A 16457-nucleotide genomic window follows, 5' to 3' on the forward strand; every position below is an offset into this window, starting at 1 on the left:
CGCGGCGGCCGCCGCCCACCACATCAGTGGCGCGGTGAGCAGGCATCCTTGACAGCCGCGGGCGGTGCCGTCGGGCAGCGCGGTGACCGATCGGACGGTCACGGAGAACACCAGATCGCCGAGGATCTCCACGACGACGTCCGGTCGATGCTCGACGCCGGGCGGTGCGGGGTGGAACGCGGCGCCGGCGACGGTGCGCACCACCTCGGACGGCAGTCGTGGATCGCCCCGACCGACTCCGAAGTACATCCCGGGCCGCCGCTGGACCGCCTCCGGGAACTCCAGAACCACGATGTCCTCGGCACGGTATTCGCTCATGACGCGGTCGCGAGGAGGTCGATCAGACGGGCCGGCGGCGTGGTGGCGGGGCGGTCGCTGACCTGGCCGTCGCCGATTTCGACGAGACGCCAGCGACCGTCGGCGTGGCGGGCCAGGTCGGCGGTGACGAACGGCAGAGCCAGCGTGCGCATCGCCGGCGCCAGGAAACCCGGGTCGAGGTCGTCCGGCGGCAGCTCGTCCGGGGTGTCCGGGTGTGCGGTGACCAGGCGGCAGGAACCGCGCAGCCACCAGGTGCGCACCTCGGCGCCGCGGAACGGCTCGAAGCGGCGCAGCACCAGGCCGCCGGTGAACGCGTCGTCGCGCAGCTCGCGGAAGCGGGCGGCGACCCGGCGCGCGGCCTCGACGTCGGTCACGTCCGGGACGTACGCCGCCTCGTGCCAGTAATGCTTCATCGACTTCGTGTAGTCGCGCAGCACCGCCGCGCCGCCACCCAGCGCCGCGCAGGCCGGGGCGATGTCAGCGTCGGTCCACACCGTCTCCGGGGTGTGCCCGGCGACCACCGCGTACCAGCCGGGCAGCTCGTGGGCCCGCTGGTAGTCGCCGGGGCTCGTGCGCAGTGTCACCCCGCGCCGGCACAGCGCCGCCGCCATCGCCGCATAGTGCGGGGCGCTCAGCATCCACCCGCGATAGACAGCGTCCGCCGCGGCCGGCACCCGGCTCACCGCCGCGTCCGCGTCGCCGCCCGCGGCCAGTGCGTCGTGGTCGACCACGGCGAACGCCGGCGCGGCGGCGGCCTCGGCCGCGAAGTGCCCGTCGGGTCGCCGCGGCCGCACCGGATCCCCGGGGACCAGGAGCATCATCCGACCATGATGGCAGCCGGCTGCCGGGGTTGCGCCGGTCCGGTACCCTTCGCCGCGCTGTTGAATGCATTGACGACGGGGGATTCGGTGGTTCTTCGCAGGCATGCCCTCCTGGGCCTGGTGGTGGTCCTGGCGGCCGGAGGCTGCTCCGCCTCGCACGATACCGCCGAAACCCCCGGGCTCGCCGACCGTGGCACGGTCCTGACCACGGTCAAACCCGTCCGGCAGGATCTGGCGAACCGGCTCAGCCTGGCCGGCAAGGTGACGATCAACCCGGTCTTCGGCCTGGTCGCGCCGGTCGACGGGGAGTTGCGGTTCCCCGGCCGGACCCCGCCCCGGACGCCGGCCAAGAACCCGCTCTGGGTGGCCAGCGTGTGGCACGACGGCTACCCGCAGCACGTGGAGATCCCGGTCGGGTCGGTCTTCGCGGGCCGGCTGATGGACGACCACGCCCAGGTCACCAAGGGCATGCCGGTCATCTCGGCGACCCACTCCGGGTACGGGATCGTGGCCGACATCGACAGCGCGCAGGCCTACCGGGTGTCCGGGGCGATCAGCCGGGTGCAGGCGCAGATCAAGAACGGTCCCGGCCCGTTCACCTGTACCACCCTCGGGACCATCGCGGCGCTGCCGGCGGGCACGGTGCCGGAGCCGGTCGTCGCCGCCACCACCCCGGCCGCGCAGAACCCGTCCGCCCCGGCCGCGCCCGACCGGGGCACCGCCGGCGGCGCCACCGGCGGGTCCGAGGCGACCGGGATGCGCCTGGTCTGCGTGCCACCGGCCGGCGTCAAGCTGATCAACGGCGCCGACGTGACCATCGAGGTGGTCACCGACCGGGCGAGCAAGGTGCTCGTGCTGCCGGTCGAGGCGGTCGCCGGCGCGCAGGGCCGGGGCAAGGTCGACCTGGTCGTCGGCGACGGGCAGACGCGCAAGACGATCGACGTCACGCTGGGCATCTCGGACGGCAAGGTGATCGAGATCAAGAAGGGGCTGACCGGCGACGAGACGGTCGCCGTGCCCGGGCCGAACCTGCCCACGGTGGCACCGACCGGCGGCGGGACCAACGGATGACCGCGCTGATCGAACTGACCGGGATCACCAAGGTCCTCAAGGGCCAGAAGGAGCCGCGGACCATCCTGGACGGCGTCGACCTGACCGTCCATCCCGGCGAGAGCGTGGCCATCGTCGGCCGCTCCGGCTCCGGCAAGAGCACCCTGCTCAGCGTGCTGGGCCTGTTCGACCGGCCGGACTCCGGCACCTACCTGCTCGACGGCCAGGACATCAGCCGCCTCAAAGAACGGCACGCCGCCCGGCTGCGCAGCTCCCACTACGGCTTCGTGTTTCAGCGCTTCTTCCTGCTCAAGCACCTGACCGCGGCGCAGAACGTGGCGATGGCGCTGGTCAACGGGCAGGGCTGGCAGCCCCGCCGGGAACGCCGAGCCCGGGTGATGCAGGCCCTCGAGCAGGTCGGCATCGCGCACCTGGCGAAGAACCGGCCGGCCAAGATGTCCGGCGGCGAACAGCAGCGGGTGGCGATCGCCCGGGCCCTGGTCCGCGAACCCCGGGTGCTGCTGGCCGACGAGCCGACCGGGGCGCTCGACCTGGAGACCGGCACCATCGTGATCGACGCGCTGCAGGAGGCGACCGGCCGGGGCTGCGCGCTGATCCTGGTCACCCACGACCGGGACCACGCGGCACGGATGGGACGGACCCTGGACCTGCGCAACGGCGTACTCAATGATCGGGTTTTGACGTGAGGCGTTTCAACGGCCGGCTGCGCTCGGCGACGATCATCGGCCTGCAGGGCATCCGCGCCCGTAAGCTGCGCACCCTGCTGTCCATGGTGAGTCTCTTCCTCGGCGTGCTGGCCGTGGTGGTGGTGCAGGCCGGCGCCGGCATCGCCGAACGCCTGCAGCTGGCCGACCTGGAGCTGCAGTCCGGCATCGACGGCACCAAGGTCATCTACGGGGTGCCGCCGGCCGCGGGCGCTGCCGAAGCGGTCGCCTCGACGGTCAAGGGGCGCACCGACGCGGTCGCCATGTTCAACGTCACCGCGATCATCGGCGAGCCCGGCGTCCGGCCGGTCAACGAGGGCGGCGGCTCCTTCGACCAGGACTACAGCGGTGGCGGCGCGGTGACCATCTGCGACACGCCGACACACTGCTACGACCCGAACGCGGGCGCCCCCAAGGGGCAGGCGATCGAGTTGCGGATCAGCGCGCTGACCGGCGACGTGCGCACCTTCCGGCCCTATCGGCACCGCTCCGGGCGCTGGCTCGACTTCACCAGCCAGCCGATGCTCGCCCCCGGCCTGGTCCTCAACGAGGAGGCCGCCAAAGGCCTCGACCGCTACCACGTGCCCGCCGAGATGCGAGTCAGCGGTGCCACGGCCAACATGACACCCCGGATCCTCGGCGTGATCAAGGACGGAGATTCACAACCCCATGCCTATGTACGTCTTGACGAGCTGACCAGCTGGCTGCCGCTGGCCAGACTGTCCGACCCGAACGGCGGCAACGTCGACAGCCAGGTGCTGCTGGCCGCGGCCACCCCGGTCGAACCGGTCCTGCTCACCAAACTCAAAGCCCTCAGTGGCAACGACGTGACCGCTGAGACGATCAACTCCCGCAAGGAGATGAAGGAACAGCTCAACCTGCTCCGGATGATCTTCCTGGCGATGGCGTCCCTGGTCCTGATCATCGGCGCGGCCGGTGTCCTCAACGTCGGCCTGGCCACCGTCGGCGAACGCGTCGAGGAATTCGCCCTGCGCCGCGCCGTCGGCACACCGCGGGCCGTGCTGGCCGGCATCGTCCTCGCCGAAACCCTGCTCACCGGCCTGCTCACCGCAGCACTCGCGATCGGCTTCAGCATCGCGGCGCTCAAGGTGGGCACGATCGTCCTCGGGCCGTCCGAGCCGTTCCTGCAATCCGTGGTGTTCCCCTGGTCGGCCGGCGTCTCGGGGATCATCGCCGGCCTGGCGGCCGGCATCCTCGGCGGCTTCATCCCGGCGATCCGGGCGGCCGGCATCCCGATCGCCACGGTGATGCGCGCCTAGGTGTGATGTCCGGGGACATCGGTCGGGCAAGCGGGACCGTAGGGTGTCCCGATGCAGCGTTTCGAGCGGCCTGCGGGCCTGCCTCCGGTCAATGGGTACAGCCATGTCGTCGCGTTCTCGGGCACCATGGTCGCCGTGTCAGGTCAGGTCCCGCTTGACGGGAACGGCCAGTTGGTCGGCCTCGACGATCCCGCGCAACAGATGCGTCAGGTGTTCCACAATCTCGGTGTCGCTCTCGCCGCGGCAGGCTCAGGCTTCGAGCGGATCGTCAAGTTGACCGTCTTCCTCACCGACATGGCCGACCTGGATGTCTTCCGGGAGGTTCGCGACGAGTACCTGGACGGGGCGGCCCTGCCGGCAAGTTCGTTGGTGCAGGTCGCGGCATTGATCAATCCCGCATTTCGGGTGGAGATCGACGCACTCGCGCTCGCCTGACCGATCAGCAGGTCACCTCGCCACGTAACCGAGGTGCGTGGGCGAAAGGGTTCGAGGGGTCGTCGTGGCCGTCCGTGAGCAGCCCGTCCCAGTAGTCCTCTTCGGCGTTCCAGATATAGGCGATCGCGCTCGTCAAGTCGTCCATGGTGACGCGGTAGACGCCCGTCTTGGTGCCGTTCGGTAGGCGGTCGACGGCGGTGATCCGGCGGCGGGTGCCGAAGACCTCCCGCATCACCGGAGTCAAGGTTTCGGCGTCGGCGAAGTTTCGTTCCGTGGTCACTTCCGGTCCTTCCTGCAGCGCCCGCGTCGCCCCTGCGCCACCTGCTCGACAACGTCGACGATCAGTGGGAGGCGGGGAGACGTCGGGAGATTCGACCGAAGTCGAGCGGAGTCATGTCGAGGATCACCAGGCGGGGGCACAAGGATGGGGGCCCTTCCGATCACCGCTTGTTTGATTTTCCAGCGGCTGGGGCACCTCGCGGCGATGCCCGATACCGTCAAAGCCCGCCGCGGGGAAGCGCGGCTGCCGTCCGCCGCGGTGGTCGTGGTGGCGATCGCCCTCTACGCGCTGCTGCCGGAGCAGCTGATCATCGGGCCGCGCCTGGTGATCCCGGCCCTCGAAGTGATGCTGCTGATCGCGTTGCTGGTGGTCAATCCGTACCGGATGACCCGGGACAGTCCGTGGGAGCGGGTCGCCGCGCTGACCCTGGTCGCGCTGATCGCGGTGGCCAACGCGGTCGCCCTGGTGCTGCTGCTGCGCCAGCTGGTCACCACCGACGACTCGCAGTCGGTGGAGTTGCTGATCGCCGCCGGGCAGGTGTGGCTGACCAATGTGATCGTCTACGGGCTCGCGTTCTGGGAGCTGGACCGCGGCGGACCGGTCGCGCGGACCCACGTCGCGCGTGACCGGCTGCCCCGGGCCGACTTCCGGTTCCCGCAGGACGAGGACCATGACACGATCGACGAGGTGCAGGCGGGTTCCAGCAAGGTCAGCGACTGGGTGCCGGCCATCGTCGATTACCTGTACGTGTCGTTGAGCAACTCGTCGGCGTTCAGCCCGACCGACACCATGCCGCTGTCCACCCGGGCGAAGATCCTGATGGGCATCGAGTCGACGTCCGCTCTGGTCATCTCGGTGCTGGTGATCGCCAAGGGGGTCGGCGGCCTCGGCCACTGAGTAGCAGGGCCCGCTGCCATCGGCGGGACCGACCAGGTCGCTGTCGACCGCCCGGAATTCACCGGGCACTACCGGTCGGGATCCTCGACGGATCCGGCCCCCAGCGCGGCCGCCAGCCGCGGCACCGCTTCCTCGGCGAACGTCAGATCGTCCTCGACCACGGCCCGGATCCGGGCCGCGTCACCCCGCCCGCCGGCGAAGTCCAGGAGGTAGCGCACCGCGGCCTCCTGGACCGCCGGGTCGACCGGGTAGTCGTAGTCCGCGGCGCACGCCGGGTTGAGCACGAACTGGATCTCCGGCAGGCTCGGGGCGGCACACTGGACGATCGCGAAGTCGCTGTCCACGACGTAGGCGGCCAGGAACGGCGCGCCGGTCTGCTCGGCGACGGCACGGACCCCGGCCGGCAGGAACGACTTCCCGTCGTACACCCGGGCGAACCGCCAGCCGTGCTCCCCGGTCCAGGCGGCGTCCAGCGTGCCGCCGAGCGCGACGACGGCGGGCAACGTCTCGAGGTCCACATCCGCCCGGATGAGCATCACCGTCCCGAAGAAACCCATCGGCGCACTCTAGCGCCTTGACCACGCGCGTTTGGGGTGTCGGCACAGATGCTGCCGGACGGCGACGGCCGGCGTGCGCGCTCAGGGAATGCGACCTTGGCACATCCTCAGCGCCCGGGTGCGGAAGTCGTCCGGGAGAGGCAGTTCGTCGACGAACGCCGGCCAATCGTCACCCAGCCGATCGGCGTAGACCGCGGCGTCGGCGACCAGCCGGGCGCACCGGTCGCGCAGTCGTTCGTCCGGATCGATCTCGACCATGCCGTGGCGCTGAGCGATCTGGTCGTCGCGGGCATGGGCGCACAGCACGCTGAGCAGAGTTCCCGTGCCCGGTTCCGGATCGAGGAAATAGAGGAGAAACGGGACGTCGTCACAGAGTTTGCGGTAGAACGTCCGGACCCGCTCGTCCAGGAATATCGGCAGGTCCTCCCGCTCGAGGTCGGGGAAGATGAATACCGTACATCCGGCCCAGTCGGCCGTCGCGAGCGACGCGCTCCGGAAGTGCCAGGCGAGCCTACTCGGATCGTGGGCAGTATCGGGATCGACCTCCACGTACACCTGCCTACGGTCGTATGTCGGCAGACGGCTGCCCATCGCGCGCCTCCCCGATCAGCTCGTCGACGCTGACTACGCGGTCGCCCCTCTGGTCGCGAAGAGTCAATGTCAGATCGGCGGCGTACCTGGTCGCCTCGATCCGCTCCAGGTGTTCGTAGCGTCGGTTGATGATGTCGCGGACGGCGAGGATGATCTCCTTGCCGCCGAGTGCCACGATGAGAGCAATCAGAATCGGTTCGTTGAGGGTGCCCACCGTCCGGTCGTACCGGGGCTCGAGCTCTGCCGCGGCGCCGATCCGGTCGTCGATCTCCCGTCGCAGAATGTGGAGTGTCTGCGGGTCACCCTCGATGAGAAGTTCCATGCGCTCATCCTTCCTGGACGGGTTCCAAGGTGGCGCCGTCTGACGAGACGGTCATGCCGGTCAGCATGCGGAACAGATCTGGGAAGCCGCAGTCCTCCGGTTCACGCGGCACCGGGAAGTACCCTTCACACAGATCGGTGCCGTGGACACGGCAGGTCTGGTGCGGACAGACGCGAAGCGCACTGCGACCCCCCACCTGCACGTCGAACATCAATTTCTGCTGGAGCATCGTCGGGTACACATCAGCGAACGTGAACTCCGCACCCGCCACCGGGTGCAGCTGGGCGAAGGAGCGGTGGAGACTGATTGCCAACCGTGCCGGATCGGCGAGTTCGAAGACAGTCGCCGGCGGCAACAACGAGGTGGCGCACTCGTCGGCACCCCCGTTCGGCGCGATGTGCTCCCAGGGGCGGCGCAGCACTTTCTCGACACTGGCGTCGGAGACATTGCGGCGCGCGAGGTGGTTGATCGGCAGGAAGCTGCCGGCGTCAACCGCCCGGCGCATCTGCTGACTGGTGATCAGCGCCGCGTCGACATCCGCGTGACGAGTCCAGCCGACCGCCTCGTCGGCAGCCGGCGACAGAAGGCGGTCGACGGACATGGCCATGAGGAATTCCCAGAAATCCTCGTTCTCCTCGTCGATGTGTTTGTCGCCTTCGTGCAGAGAGGACCCCACCATGATGGCCAAAGCGGTGAGCGGGTCGGTGGTGCGGTAAGCGACGCGTGCGGCGATGGGAATGAGCGCGTACGCCGTATCGATCGGCAGGTATCGACGCAGGAAGGAGAAGACCGCCGAGTAACTGCAGCGTTCGTTCACCCACCGCTGGTAGTCGGTTCCGCTTCCCCAGCCGCCGCGCTCCACACGGTATTGGAAAATGCTCGCATCCTCCTCCAGGAGGTCGTTGTCGACGAGCACGCCCCGCTCGAATTTGTCGAAACTCGCCGGCACGACCTGAACACTGCGTCCGCGTATCTCGATCCGCGCCGGAGCAGTCTCCACCTGTCGTGCACGGCGTATGTCGGCGTCCCACTGGATCCCTATGGGCAGCGGATAGCGCCCGGGATGCGCGGCGAGATAATTCCATGTCGTCCGGACCATCCGCCATTCGCGTGAGGCTCGTAGATACAGCATCGGGTACGCGGCCGCCTGGAGGACATGCGCCCACTCGTGCACAAACGTGCCCGGCATGTTCAGCCTCGTCTGGGTCATCAGGTCGCCGACGAGTGCCTGCGGTTGCCCCGTTGAGCCGATCGGGTAGCGGTCCAGCAGGACCCACAGTGCCGGATCGGTCTCCGGACGTACGGCGATCGTGACGGCGCCCAGCACGGGGTCGGTTCGCGAACGGCGATGCGCCATAGTGCCGAGAGTGCCAGCACTACTTGTTAAATATTACCGTAACGCCAGAATTAGGTGTAAAAGTGCTGTTCGGCCGTCGGGTGGCGTGCGTTGGGTTGCGCCGGCGCAGGTAGGTATGCAGCCTCGGCCGGAAATGTCGGTGGTCACGGCACCAGCTGTACGGAGGGTAGGCGGGGTGCCGGGCGTCACCTTAGGATGCGGTGGCGTGTTTCGGCCTCACTGACCGGTTTCGAGGAGTTGTCATGGTGCCCGGTGATCTTCAGACGGATCGGCCGCACTCGGCGCGGATCTACGACTTCCTGCTGGGGGGCAAGGACAACTTCGAGGCGGACCGGCGGGCCGCGGCGCAGATGCTGGAGCACACGCCGGCGCTGCCGATCTCGATGGCGGCCAACCGGCGGTGGATGGCCCGGGTCGGGCGCTACCTGGCCGGGCGCGGCATCCGGCAGTTCCTCGACGTCGGCACCGGGCTGCCGACCCGGCCCAACCTGCACGAGGTGGTGCAGACCGAGGCTCCGGAAGCGTCGATCGTCTACGTCGACAACGACCCGCTGGTGCTGGCGCACGCCCGTGCCCTGCTCACCCCGATCGGCACCGGCAGCGTCTCCTACCTGGACGCCGACCTGCGCCGGCCGGACACGATCCTGGGGTCGGCGGCCGTCCGGGACGGATTCGACCTGAACCGGCCGGTGGCCGTCACGCTAATCGCCGTCCTGCAGCATGTGACCGATGACGATCAGGTCCGCGACATCCTGGCCCAGCTGACCGCACCGCTGCCGGCGGGCAGCGCGGTGGCCCTGTCGGTGGTCACCGTCGACAACGACGCGGCCGGTGAGGGCACCGTCCGGACGTACAACCAGAACGGTGTGCCGGTCGTCGCCCGCCCGCGTGCCGCGGTCGAGCGCCTGTTCGCCGGCTTCGACCTGGTCGAGCCGGGTGTCGTCCCGGTGCACCACTGGCATCCGGCCGACGAGGACCGCGCGGTCAGCGACGCCGACGTCTACATGCTCGGTGGTGTGGCTTTCACGTAGTCCGCCAGCGCAGCATCGCCGCGGTCGCGTCGTCGCGGAGCTCCTCCTCCTCGTACGACACGATGGTGTGGATCAGCCGGCGCATCGTCTCCGGCGCCGGCCGGCGGTGTCGCAGTGCGTCCTCGAAGAACGCGGTCAGCCGGTCCACCCCGAACAGCACGCCGGACGCGTCGCGCGCCTCGGTGATCCCGTCGGTGTAGAAGACCAGCGTGTCACCCGGCTCCAGCCGCTGCTCCACCACCCGCGGCGGCCGGGTGAGCATGTGCCCCAGGCCGAGCGGCAGTGTGTTCGGCGACGGTAGCGGTGACCGGCTCCGATCACCGCGGAAGAACAGCTCGGCCGGATGACCGGCGCTGATCCGCCGGTACACCCCGGACGCCAGGTCGAGCTCGGCGAGCAGCGCGGTGACGAACGCCCCCGGATACTGCGCGCGGATCCACTTGTCGATCGACCGGCACGTGTCCACCAGCGACAGGCCGGACCGACGGGCATTACGGTACGTGTTGAGGGTGAGCGTGGTCAGCGCGCTCGCGCTGATCCCGTGCCCGACCGTGTCGAAGAGCGCCACGTGCAGGGTCTCGCCGTTGGCCGCGTAGTCGAACGCGTCTCCGCCCACGTCGTAGCAGGGTTCGAGGACCGCGGTGACCGTGGTCCCGTCGATCGCATAGGTCAGCGGCGGCAACTGGTTCCAGATCACCTCGGCGGCCAGCTGCATCGGCAGCCGCCGCCGGGTCTGCTCCACCGCGTCACCGTAGAACCGCCGGCTCGCGATCAGCTCCGCCACCAGCGCCGCGATCACCTCCAGATCGTCGCGAAGATCGATGACGGGGTACGTCGTGAACCGCAACGCCAGCACACCCAGCCGCTCCGCCCCGTGCAGCAGCGGCAGCCACAGCACGCCGCCACCGTCCGGCTCCGGTGACCACTGCTGATCACCGGTGGTGAACGCCCGCCCCGCCGGGGTGCCCTCCACCGCCTGTGGCGCCACCGGCGTCGTCCCGCGCAGCGGATGCAGCTCACGCTGCGCGTAGTCGACCAGCAGCACGATCGCCGCCCGGGCGTCGAGCAGCGGCGCGGCGGCCGTGAGGACCCCGGGCAGATCCTCGGCTCGCCCCCGGTGTCGCAGATCCATCAGCCGGCGAACGGCCCCCATCGGCGCGTGCATCAGACCCATCTTCCCGGCCCGGGCCCGATCGCGCACGTCCACGTCCGGTCGCTTTCTACCCCGGTTTCCCGTACGAGGTCAGCGTGCGCACCGCCTGCAGGGTCACGTGGCCGCGCCAGTCCAGGAGGGCCGCCGCGCTCGGCGGCTCCCAGGTGACCGGCCAGCCGCCGTCGTCCTGCTGGGCCGCGGCCAGAGCCTCCAGGTGGGCGTCGAGCTGCGCGTCCTCGAACAGGGCCCGCCACGGCGAGCCGGCGGTGGGAGCCACGTGCAGTGGGGTCAACCCGTACGCGCCGATCCGGGGTTCGGTCTGAAAGAGCTCCGAACCGGTGATCGCGGCCAGCACGCTCTCGGCGCTGCGCTCGGCGCGGGGCCGGTCGGGCACGTGGGTGAGGAAGACGAGCAGCTCGGAGAGTGCGTGCGTCTCCTCCGGAAGGCGGCCCGACTCGATCACGGTCCAGCAGTAGCTGGTGGCGGTGTCGAGCCACGGGTGGGCGAAGCCGAGCTGGTGCAGCAGACCGGCGAGGCCGGCGGTGGGATTGACGCCCGGCTCGTAGGTCCAGTCGGTCCAGTGGGCGGCCCGCGGATGGTCCTCGATGACCGGGAACGCCAGCGGGACGGCGCCGTCCTTCGTCACGGTGGTCAGGAAGTCGCACGCCGGGCCGAGCAGGCCCGGGTCGGCGACCCCGGCGGCGGCCAGGGCCTGGAAGGCGACCTCGACGTCGATCGGGAGGCTGGCCGGACAGCGCTTGTCCGGCTCCAGGCCGTGCCCGAAACCGCCGTCGGCGTTGCGGTAGCCGCGCAGGGCGTCGACCACGCCGTCCGGGGACGCGCCCCGGAACAGGGTGGCGAACAGGCGGCGGTCGAGAAGGCGACCCTCGGCCTGAAGGAAACGGTCGGCGGCGGCGAAATCAGCGCTCATGGGGTCGACCCTAGGTGCGGCGCGGGGCCGGGTCTTGTATGAATCGGCCATGGGCTACATCGAGTGGGCGCCGCCGCCGTCGCTGCGTGGGGTGGTGGCCTGCCTGTGGCGCAGCACGCTGCCGGAGCGGCCGAGCCGGGTGCCGATGCCGATCCTGCCGGACGGGTGCGTGGACCTGATCTGGCAGAGCGGGCACGGGGCGTTCCTGGCCGGCCCGGACACCCGGCCGGTGCCGAACGAGGGACGTGCCGGGCGGGAGATCGTCGGGGTGCGGCTGCGGCCCGGGGCCGGGGGGACGGTGCTCGGGATGCCGCTGGAACCGTTGCAGAACCTGCGGCCCGGGCTCGGCGAGGTCGTTCCCGGGCTGGTGGTGCCGGCGGAGGTGCGGGCGGGGGAGGCGCTGCGCCGGCTGATCGTGGCGACCGGGCGGCTGGCCCGGGAGAACCCGGTGGATCCGGCGATGCTGGCGGCGGCCCGGATGCTGCGCGATCCGCGGATCCGGGTGGATGAGGTGGCAGTTGAGGTCGGGCTCAGCGATCGGCAGCTGCGGCGGCGGTTCACGGCGGCGGTCGGGTACGGACCGAAGACGCTGCAGCGGATCTACCGGTTCCGGCGGTATCTGGCGATGGTGGGGGAGGGGAGCGCCGGGGAGCTGGCGGTGCGCGCCGGGTACACCGATCAGGCGCATCTGAGCCGGGAGACGGTGGAGTTCGCCGGGCTGCCGCCCGCGGCCCTGGCCCGCCGGATGCGGCGGGACCAGGGGTCGGTGGGCGCCGGCTTCCGCTGAGGCGGCTCAGCAGTAACCGGACGGGCACTCGCCGCTGGCCAGCAGCTCGTACTGCTTACAGCGCGGGCAGATCGGCCGGTCGGGGCGCGGCGCGGGCCGGGTCGATTTGGTCGCCTTCGGTGCCGCCGAGCGGGTCGAGGCGGCGCGGGGCGTGCCGGAGCCGCCACTCGCCGCGGCGCGCGGCGCCTTCGCCGGGCCGCCGGCCTTGCGCAGCTCGACGGCCTGCACCGAGGCGGCCAGGATGGCGTCGTAGTTGGTGTCGATCAGATGACCCTCGACCGACACGAACGGCACCGGGTCGTCCGGATCCTTCACCGTCGCTCCGAAGATCGTCGCCGCGACCTCGTCGGCCTGGTTGCGGGCCACCGCGATGTCGACCCCGCCCGGGTGGATGTGCACCGCCACGTTCCGCGCGCCCTGCGGGCGGATCTGGATGCTGCGACCGACCGGCTTGACGTCGACGGTGGTCCGGCCGCGGAGCTCCAGAAGCAGTTTCGCCACCGACGGCGCGGCGCCCATGCCCTCGGATTCGACACCCTCGGGTTCGGTCCCGTACAGATCCATCAGACTCGCCCTCCGCAGTATCCCGGCGGCCAGTGGGCGACATCCCCGCGCCGCCCGTCACGATTCGGCCGTCGATCCGGAGCCTACCCGGCGCGAAGATCGCGAAGCGGCCCGGTCGCCCCGTCCGCCCGGTCGGGAAGCGTTCCTCGTCGAGGACGCTTTCCTATCTTCCTAGGATGCCTCAGGGGTGGTGCGTGCGGACACCTCAAGCGATCGGCTTCGGGGAGTACCGAGTAAAAGTGGAATCACGCACCGGCCATCTGCGGGCCCGGAAGGACCATCAGCAATCCCGCCTTCGGCAGGTCGCCGAATGGGGATCTCAGTCGTCGCGCCAGCTCCACCGGGCCCACGAGTGATCCCGGCGCCTGGGGAGAACGCCGACCTGGCCCTCGATCGGATCGACACGGCTGGCAGCGGGATTCGCGCCTCGAGCCGTGATCAACCGCGTACCGAGAAATCGGTTTCCTGAAAGACATTGACAGGCATTGTTGTGGGAGCGCTCCCATGTCACCATGATGTTTCATGCCTTCCGTCCTCGAAGGAGCTCCCACATGAAGACCCGAATGTGGCTGGCCGGCGCGACAGCGCTGGCGGCCGCGGCGGCGATGGCTGCGGTCGTCACCGCGCAACCGGCCGTCGCCGCCGGCGGCGGTACCGGGACCGGCTACCTGCACACCAGCGGCAACAAGATCGTGGACAGCACGGGCGCCACCGTCCGGCTGACCGGGATCAACTGGTTCGGCATGGAGACCGACAACAAGACCTTCCACGGGCTGTGGTCCAGCAACCCGTGGAAGAGCCAGATCGACACGATGGCCTCGCTGGGCTACAACACGCTGCGGGTGCCGTTCTCCGACGACTCGCTCAAGGCCGGGGCGACCGCGACCGGGATCAACGACAACACCAACCCGGACCTGGTGGGGCTGTCACCGCTGCAGATCCTGGACAGGGTCGTGGCGTACGCCGGGACCAAGGGGATGCGGATCATCCTGGACCGGCACCGGCCGACCTCGGCCGGGCAGACCGCGCTCTGGTACACCGCCGCCGTGCCGGAGACCACCTGGATCGCCGATTGGAAGAGCCTGGCCCAGCGGTACGCGGGCAACCCCACCGTGATCGGCGCCGACCTGCACAACGAGCCGCACGCGGAGGGCACCAACCCGGCCGCGACCGGCGCCTGCTGGGGCTGCGGGGACACGGCCCGCGACTGGCGGCTGGCGGCCGAGCGGGCCGGCAACGCGATCCTCGGCGTCCAGCCGAACTGGCTGATCTTCGTGGAGGGGGTCAGCTGCCCGAGTGGCGGACTCTCCAACGTGTGGGACAACGACCCCGGCAACGACGAGGACTGCGGCTGGTGGGGCGGCAACCTGTCCAAGGCGGGGGATTTCCCGGTCCGGCTCAGTGTGGCGAACCGGCTGGTCTACTCCCCGCACGAATACGCGACGTCGGTCTACCACCAGGCGTGGTTCGACGACCCGTCGTACCCGGCGAACATGCCGGCCATCTGGGACCACTACTGGGGCTACCTGTACAAGCAGAACCTCGCCCCGATCATGATGGGTGAGTTCGGCACCACGCTGGCCAGCACCATCGACAGGATCTGGCTGCAAGAGCTGCTGAAGTACACCGGCACCGGGGTGAACGGGATGTCGTTCACCTACTGGTCGTGGAACCCGAACTCGGGCGACACCGGCGGCATCGCCAACGACGACTGGACCACGATCAACCAGGCCAAGCAGGCGATCCTGCAGCCGTACCTGATCGCGCCGATCGGTGGCGGCAACGGGGGCACCGGCTCGCCGTCCCCGTCCGCCTCGTCGTCCTCGTCGACGCCGGTGCCCGGCTGGTCGTGCAAGGTCACGTACACCCAGGACAACGCCTGGCAGGGCGGCTTCCAGGGGCAGGTCAAGGTGCAGAACACCGGCACCGGCACGGTCAGCCCGTGGCAGGTCACCTGGACCTGGCCGTCCGGGGTGACCCTGGTCAACGGCTGGAACGCGACCGTCGTCCAGAGCGGGACCACGGTCACCGCGGCCGCGCCGAGCTACGCGTCGTCGCTCGCGGCGGGCGCCTCGGTCTCGGTTGGTTTCACCGCCAACGGTACGGCCAGTGCTCCGGCCACCGTGAAACTCAACGGCGTGGCCTGCTCGTGAAACATGCGGCCCTCGCCGCTGTCGTGATCCTGGCCGGCGCCGCCGTGGGCGTCGCCGGCCGGGGTCCGGCCCGGGCGGCAGCATCGACCTGTGACGTGACCTGGACGGCGAACTCGTGGAGCACCGGGTTCACCGCCGACGTGAAGGTCACCAACCTCGGCGCGGCGGTCACCTCGTGGACGCTGGGCTGGGATTTCGCCGGCGGCCAGAAGGTCACCTCGGCCTGGAACGCGACCGTCACCCAGTCCGGGACGACGGTGACCGCGGCCAGCGTCGGCTGGAACGGGCCCCTGCCCACCGGGGCGACCACGTCGTTCGGCTTCCAGGGCACCTACTCCGGGACCAACACCGCGCCGTCGACCTTCCGCTTCAACGGGGTGACCTGCGGGGCGGAACCGACGCCGCCGGTCACACCGTCGGCGTCCACGTCGACCGTTCCCGGCACCTGCGGCACCCGTTGTGACGGCTTCGAGAACAAGCTGGCGAACTGGACGGTGACCACCCAGGACTGTTCCGGGGCGGGCACCGCCGCGATCGACACGACGGTGGCGCACTCCGGCACCGCCTCGTTGCGGATCAACGGCGCCGCCGGATACTGCAACCACGTGTTCGCCCGCAACACCAGTCTGCTCGCCGGGACCGGCAACGTCTGGTATGTCCGTTACTGGGTGCGGCACACCACCGCGCTGCCGGCCGCGCACGTCACCGCGGTGGCGATGGCCGACGCCAATGACGGCGGCCGGGATCTGCGGTTCGGCGGGCAGAACGGGGCGCTGCAGTTCAACCGGGCCTCCGACGACGCGACGCTGCCCGAGCAGAGCCCGGCCGGGGTGGCGCTGTCCCGGGCGCTGCCGACCGGCACCTGGAACTGCGTCGAGTTCAAGGTCGACGGCTCGACCGGCACGATCGAGACCTGGCTCAACGGCACCTCGGTGCCCGGCCTGCTGGAGGACGGCGTGGCGACCCACGACGTCGACGGTCAGTGGCTCGACCGGACGTGGCGGCCGGCCCTGACCGACCTGCGGCTGGGCTGGGAAGCCTATGGCGAGGGCGCTGACACCCTCTGGTACGACGACGTCGCGGTGTCTTCGGCTCGCAACGGCTGCTGAGGGTCGACGGGGCACGCATTGCCGTACCGGCCGGCGAGACGGTCCGGTGTGCGGCGTCCGCGGCCGTCCGCGGACGCCGCACACCGGGATGGCATC

The 16457-nt window shown here is 70.3% G+C and carries 18 protein-coding genes; 9 read left to right on the forward strand and 9 right to left on the reverse strand.

The window, feature by feature from the left end; genetic code table 11:
* Positions 1-314: 314 nt before the first annotated feature.
* A complete protein-coding gene (locus ACSP50_RS19870; RefSeq protein WP_014691050.1) occupies positions 315-1139 on the reverse strand; it encodes an ATP-grasp domain-containing protein in 825 nt (274 codons plus the stop codon).
* An 87-nt stretch (positions 1140-1226) separates the two neighbouring features.
* Here ACSP50_RS19870 and ACSP50_RS19875 point away from each other — a divergent pair, with 87 nt between their 5' ends.
* The 4 genes from ACSP50_RS19875 to ACSP50_RS19890 are packed head-to-tail and all read left to right on the forward strand — an operon-like array spanning position 1227 to position 4629.
* On the forward strand, positions 1227-2210 hold the full coding sequence (locus ACSP50_RS19875; RefSeq protein WP_231956982.1) for an efflux RND transporter periplasmic adaptor subunit: 984 nt from the start codon (positions 1227-1229) through the stop codon (positions 2208-2210).
* Positions 2207-2896, forward strand: a complete 690-nt coding sequence (locus tag ACSP50_RS19880) for an ABC transporter ATP-binding protein (protein WP_014691052.1) — start codon at positions 2207-2209, stop codon at positions 2894-2896. The genes ACSP50_RS19875 and ACSP50_RS19880 overlap by 4 nt, the downstream gene beginning before the upstream one ends.
* Positions 2893-4194 (forward strand): ABC transporter permease, encoded by a 1302-nt coding sequence (locus ACSP50_RS19885; RefSeq protein ID WP_014691053.1) that lies wholly within the window; start codon positions 2893-2895, stop codon positions 4192-4194. Before ACSP50_RS19880 ends, ACSP50_RS19885 begins: the two co-directional genes overlap by 4 nt.
* Before the next feature lie 51 nt (positions 4195-4245).
* A complete protein-coding gene (locus tag ACSP50_RS19890; RefSeq protein WP_014691054.1) occupies positions 4246-4629 on the forward strand; it encodes a RidA family protein in 384 nt (127 codons plus the stop codon).
* A 4-nt stretch (positions 4630-4633) separates the two neighbouring features.
* On the opposite strand, the gene ACSP50_RS19895 is transcribed toward ACSP50_RS19890, so the two are convergent.
* Positions 4634-4909 (reverse strand): hypothetical protein, encoded by a 276-nt coding sequence (locus tag ACSP50_RS19895; RefSeq protein ID WP_014691055.1) that lies wholly within the window; start codon positions 4907-4909, stop codon positions 4634-4636.
* Between the two features lie 204 nt (positions 4910-5113).
* On the opposite strand from ACSP50_RS19895, the gene ACSP50_RS19900 reads away from it, so the two are divergent.
* Entirely contained in the window at positions 5114-5806 is a 693-nt protein-coding gene (locus ACSP50_RS19900; RefSeq protein ID WP_043514798.1) for a hypothetical protein, read from the forward strand.
* 68 nt (positions 5807-5874) lie between these two features.
* Here the strand turns inward: ACSP50_RS19900 and ACSP50_RS19905 are convergent, their stop codons facing one another.
* The 4 genes from ACSP50_RS19905 to ACSP50_RS19920 all read right to left on the reverse strand — a co-directional run bounded on the left by ACSP50_RS19905 (position 5875) and on the right by ACSP50_RS19920 (position 8633).
* Positions 5875-6363, reverse strand: coding sequence for a hypothetical protein (locus ACSP50_RS19905; RefSeq protein ID WP_014691057.1), 489 nt, complete (start codon positions 6361-6363; stop codon positions 5875-5877).
* An 81-nt stretch (positions 6364-6444) separates the two neighbouring features.
* On the reverse strand, positions 6445-6912 hold the full coding sequence (locus ACSP50_RS19910; protein ID WP_155123563.1) for a hypothetical protein: 468 nt from the start codon (positions 6910-6912) through the stop codon (positions 6445-6447).
* A gap of 10 nt (positions 6913-6922) precedes the next feature.
* Complete coding sequence (locus tag ACSP50_RS19915) at positions 6923-7276, reverse strand: hypothetical protein (RefSeq protein ID WP_014691059.1); 354 nt, start codon at positions 7274-7276, stop codon at positions 6923-6925.
* 4 nt (positions 7277-7280) lie between these two features.
* Positions 7281-8633, reverse strand: coding sequence for a hypothetical protein (locus ACSP50_RS19920; RefSeq protein WP_014691060.1), 1353 nt, complete (start codon positions 8631-8633; stop codon positions 7281-7283).
* A gap of 242 nt (positions 8634-8875) precedes the next feature.
* Here ACSP50_RS19920 and ACSP50_RS19925 point away from each other — a divergent pair, with 242 nt between their 5' ends.
* Positions 8876-9664, forward strand: coding sequence for an SAM-dependent methyltransferase (locus ACSP50_RS19925; RefSeq protein WP_014691061.1), 789 nt, complete (start codon positions 8876-8878; stop codon positions 9662-9664).
* Here ACSP50_RS19925 and ACSP50_RS19930 read toward each other — a convergent pair.
* Together ACSP50_RS19930 and ACSP50_RS19935 are read right to left on the reverse strand one after the other, a co-directional pair.
* Complete coding sequence (locus ACSP50_RS19930) at positions 9657-10871, reverse strand: PP2C family protein-serine/threonine phosphatase (RefSeq protein WP_231956983.1); 1215 nt, start codon at positions 10869-10871, stop codon at positions 9657-9659. The genes ACSP50_RS19925 and ACSP50_RS19930 overlap by 8 nt on opposite strands.
* 13 nt (positions 10872-10884) lie before the next feature.
* A complete protein-coding gene (locus ACSP50_RS19935) occupies positions 10885-11748 on the reverse strand; it encodes a hypothetical protein (protein WP_014691063.1) in 864 nt (287 codons plus the stop codon).
* A gap of 49 nt (positions 11749-11797) precedes the next feature.
* On the opposite strand from ACSP50_RS19935, the gene ACSP50_RS19940 reads away from it, so the two are divergent.
* The gene (locus ACSP50_RS19940; protein WP_014691064.1) at positions 11798-12535 is read left to right on the forward strand and encodes an AraC family transcriptional regulator; all 738 of its coding nucleotides are present in this window, start codon (positions 11798-11800) and stop codon (positions 12533-12535) included.
* Positions 12536-12541: 6 nt separating this feature from the next.
* On the opposite strand, the gene ACSP50_RS19945 is transcribed toward ACSP50_RS19940, so the two are convergent.
* The gene (locus tag ACSP50_RS19945; RefSeq protein ID WP_014691065.1) at positions 12542-13099 is read right to left on the reverse strand and encodes a hypothetical protein; all 558 of its coding nucleotides are present in this window, start codon (positions 13097-13099) and stop codon (positions 12542-12544) included.
* Positions 13100-13650: 551 nt separating this feature from the next.
* Between ACSP50_RS19945 and ACSP50_RS19950 the strand changes: the two genes are divergently transcribed.
* Positions 13651-15252 (forward strand): cellulase family glycosylhydrolase, encoded by a 1602-nt coding sequence (locus ACSP50_RS19950; RefSeq protein ID WP_014691066.1) that lies wholly within the window; start codon positions 13651-13653, stop codon positions 15250-15252.
* Complete coding sequence (locus tag ACSP50_RS19955; RefSeq protein ID WP_014691067.1) at positions 15249-16361, forward strand: cellulose-binding domain-containing protein; 1113 nt, start codon at positions 15249-15251, stop codon at positions 16359-16361. Before ACSP50_RS19950 ends, ACSP50_RS19955 begins: the two co-directional genes overlap by 4 nt.
* Positions 16362-16457: the final 96 nt, after the last annotated feature.

It is taken from the genome of Actinoplanes sp. SE50/110 (genome assembly GCF_900119315.1).
Classification (GTDB): domain Bacteria; phylum Actinomycetota; class Actinomycetes; order Mycobacteriales; family Micromonosporaceae; genus Actinoplanes.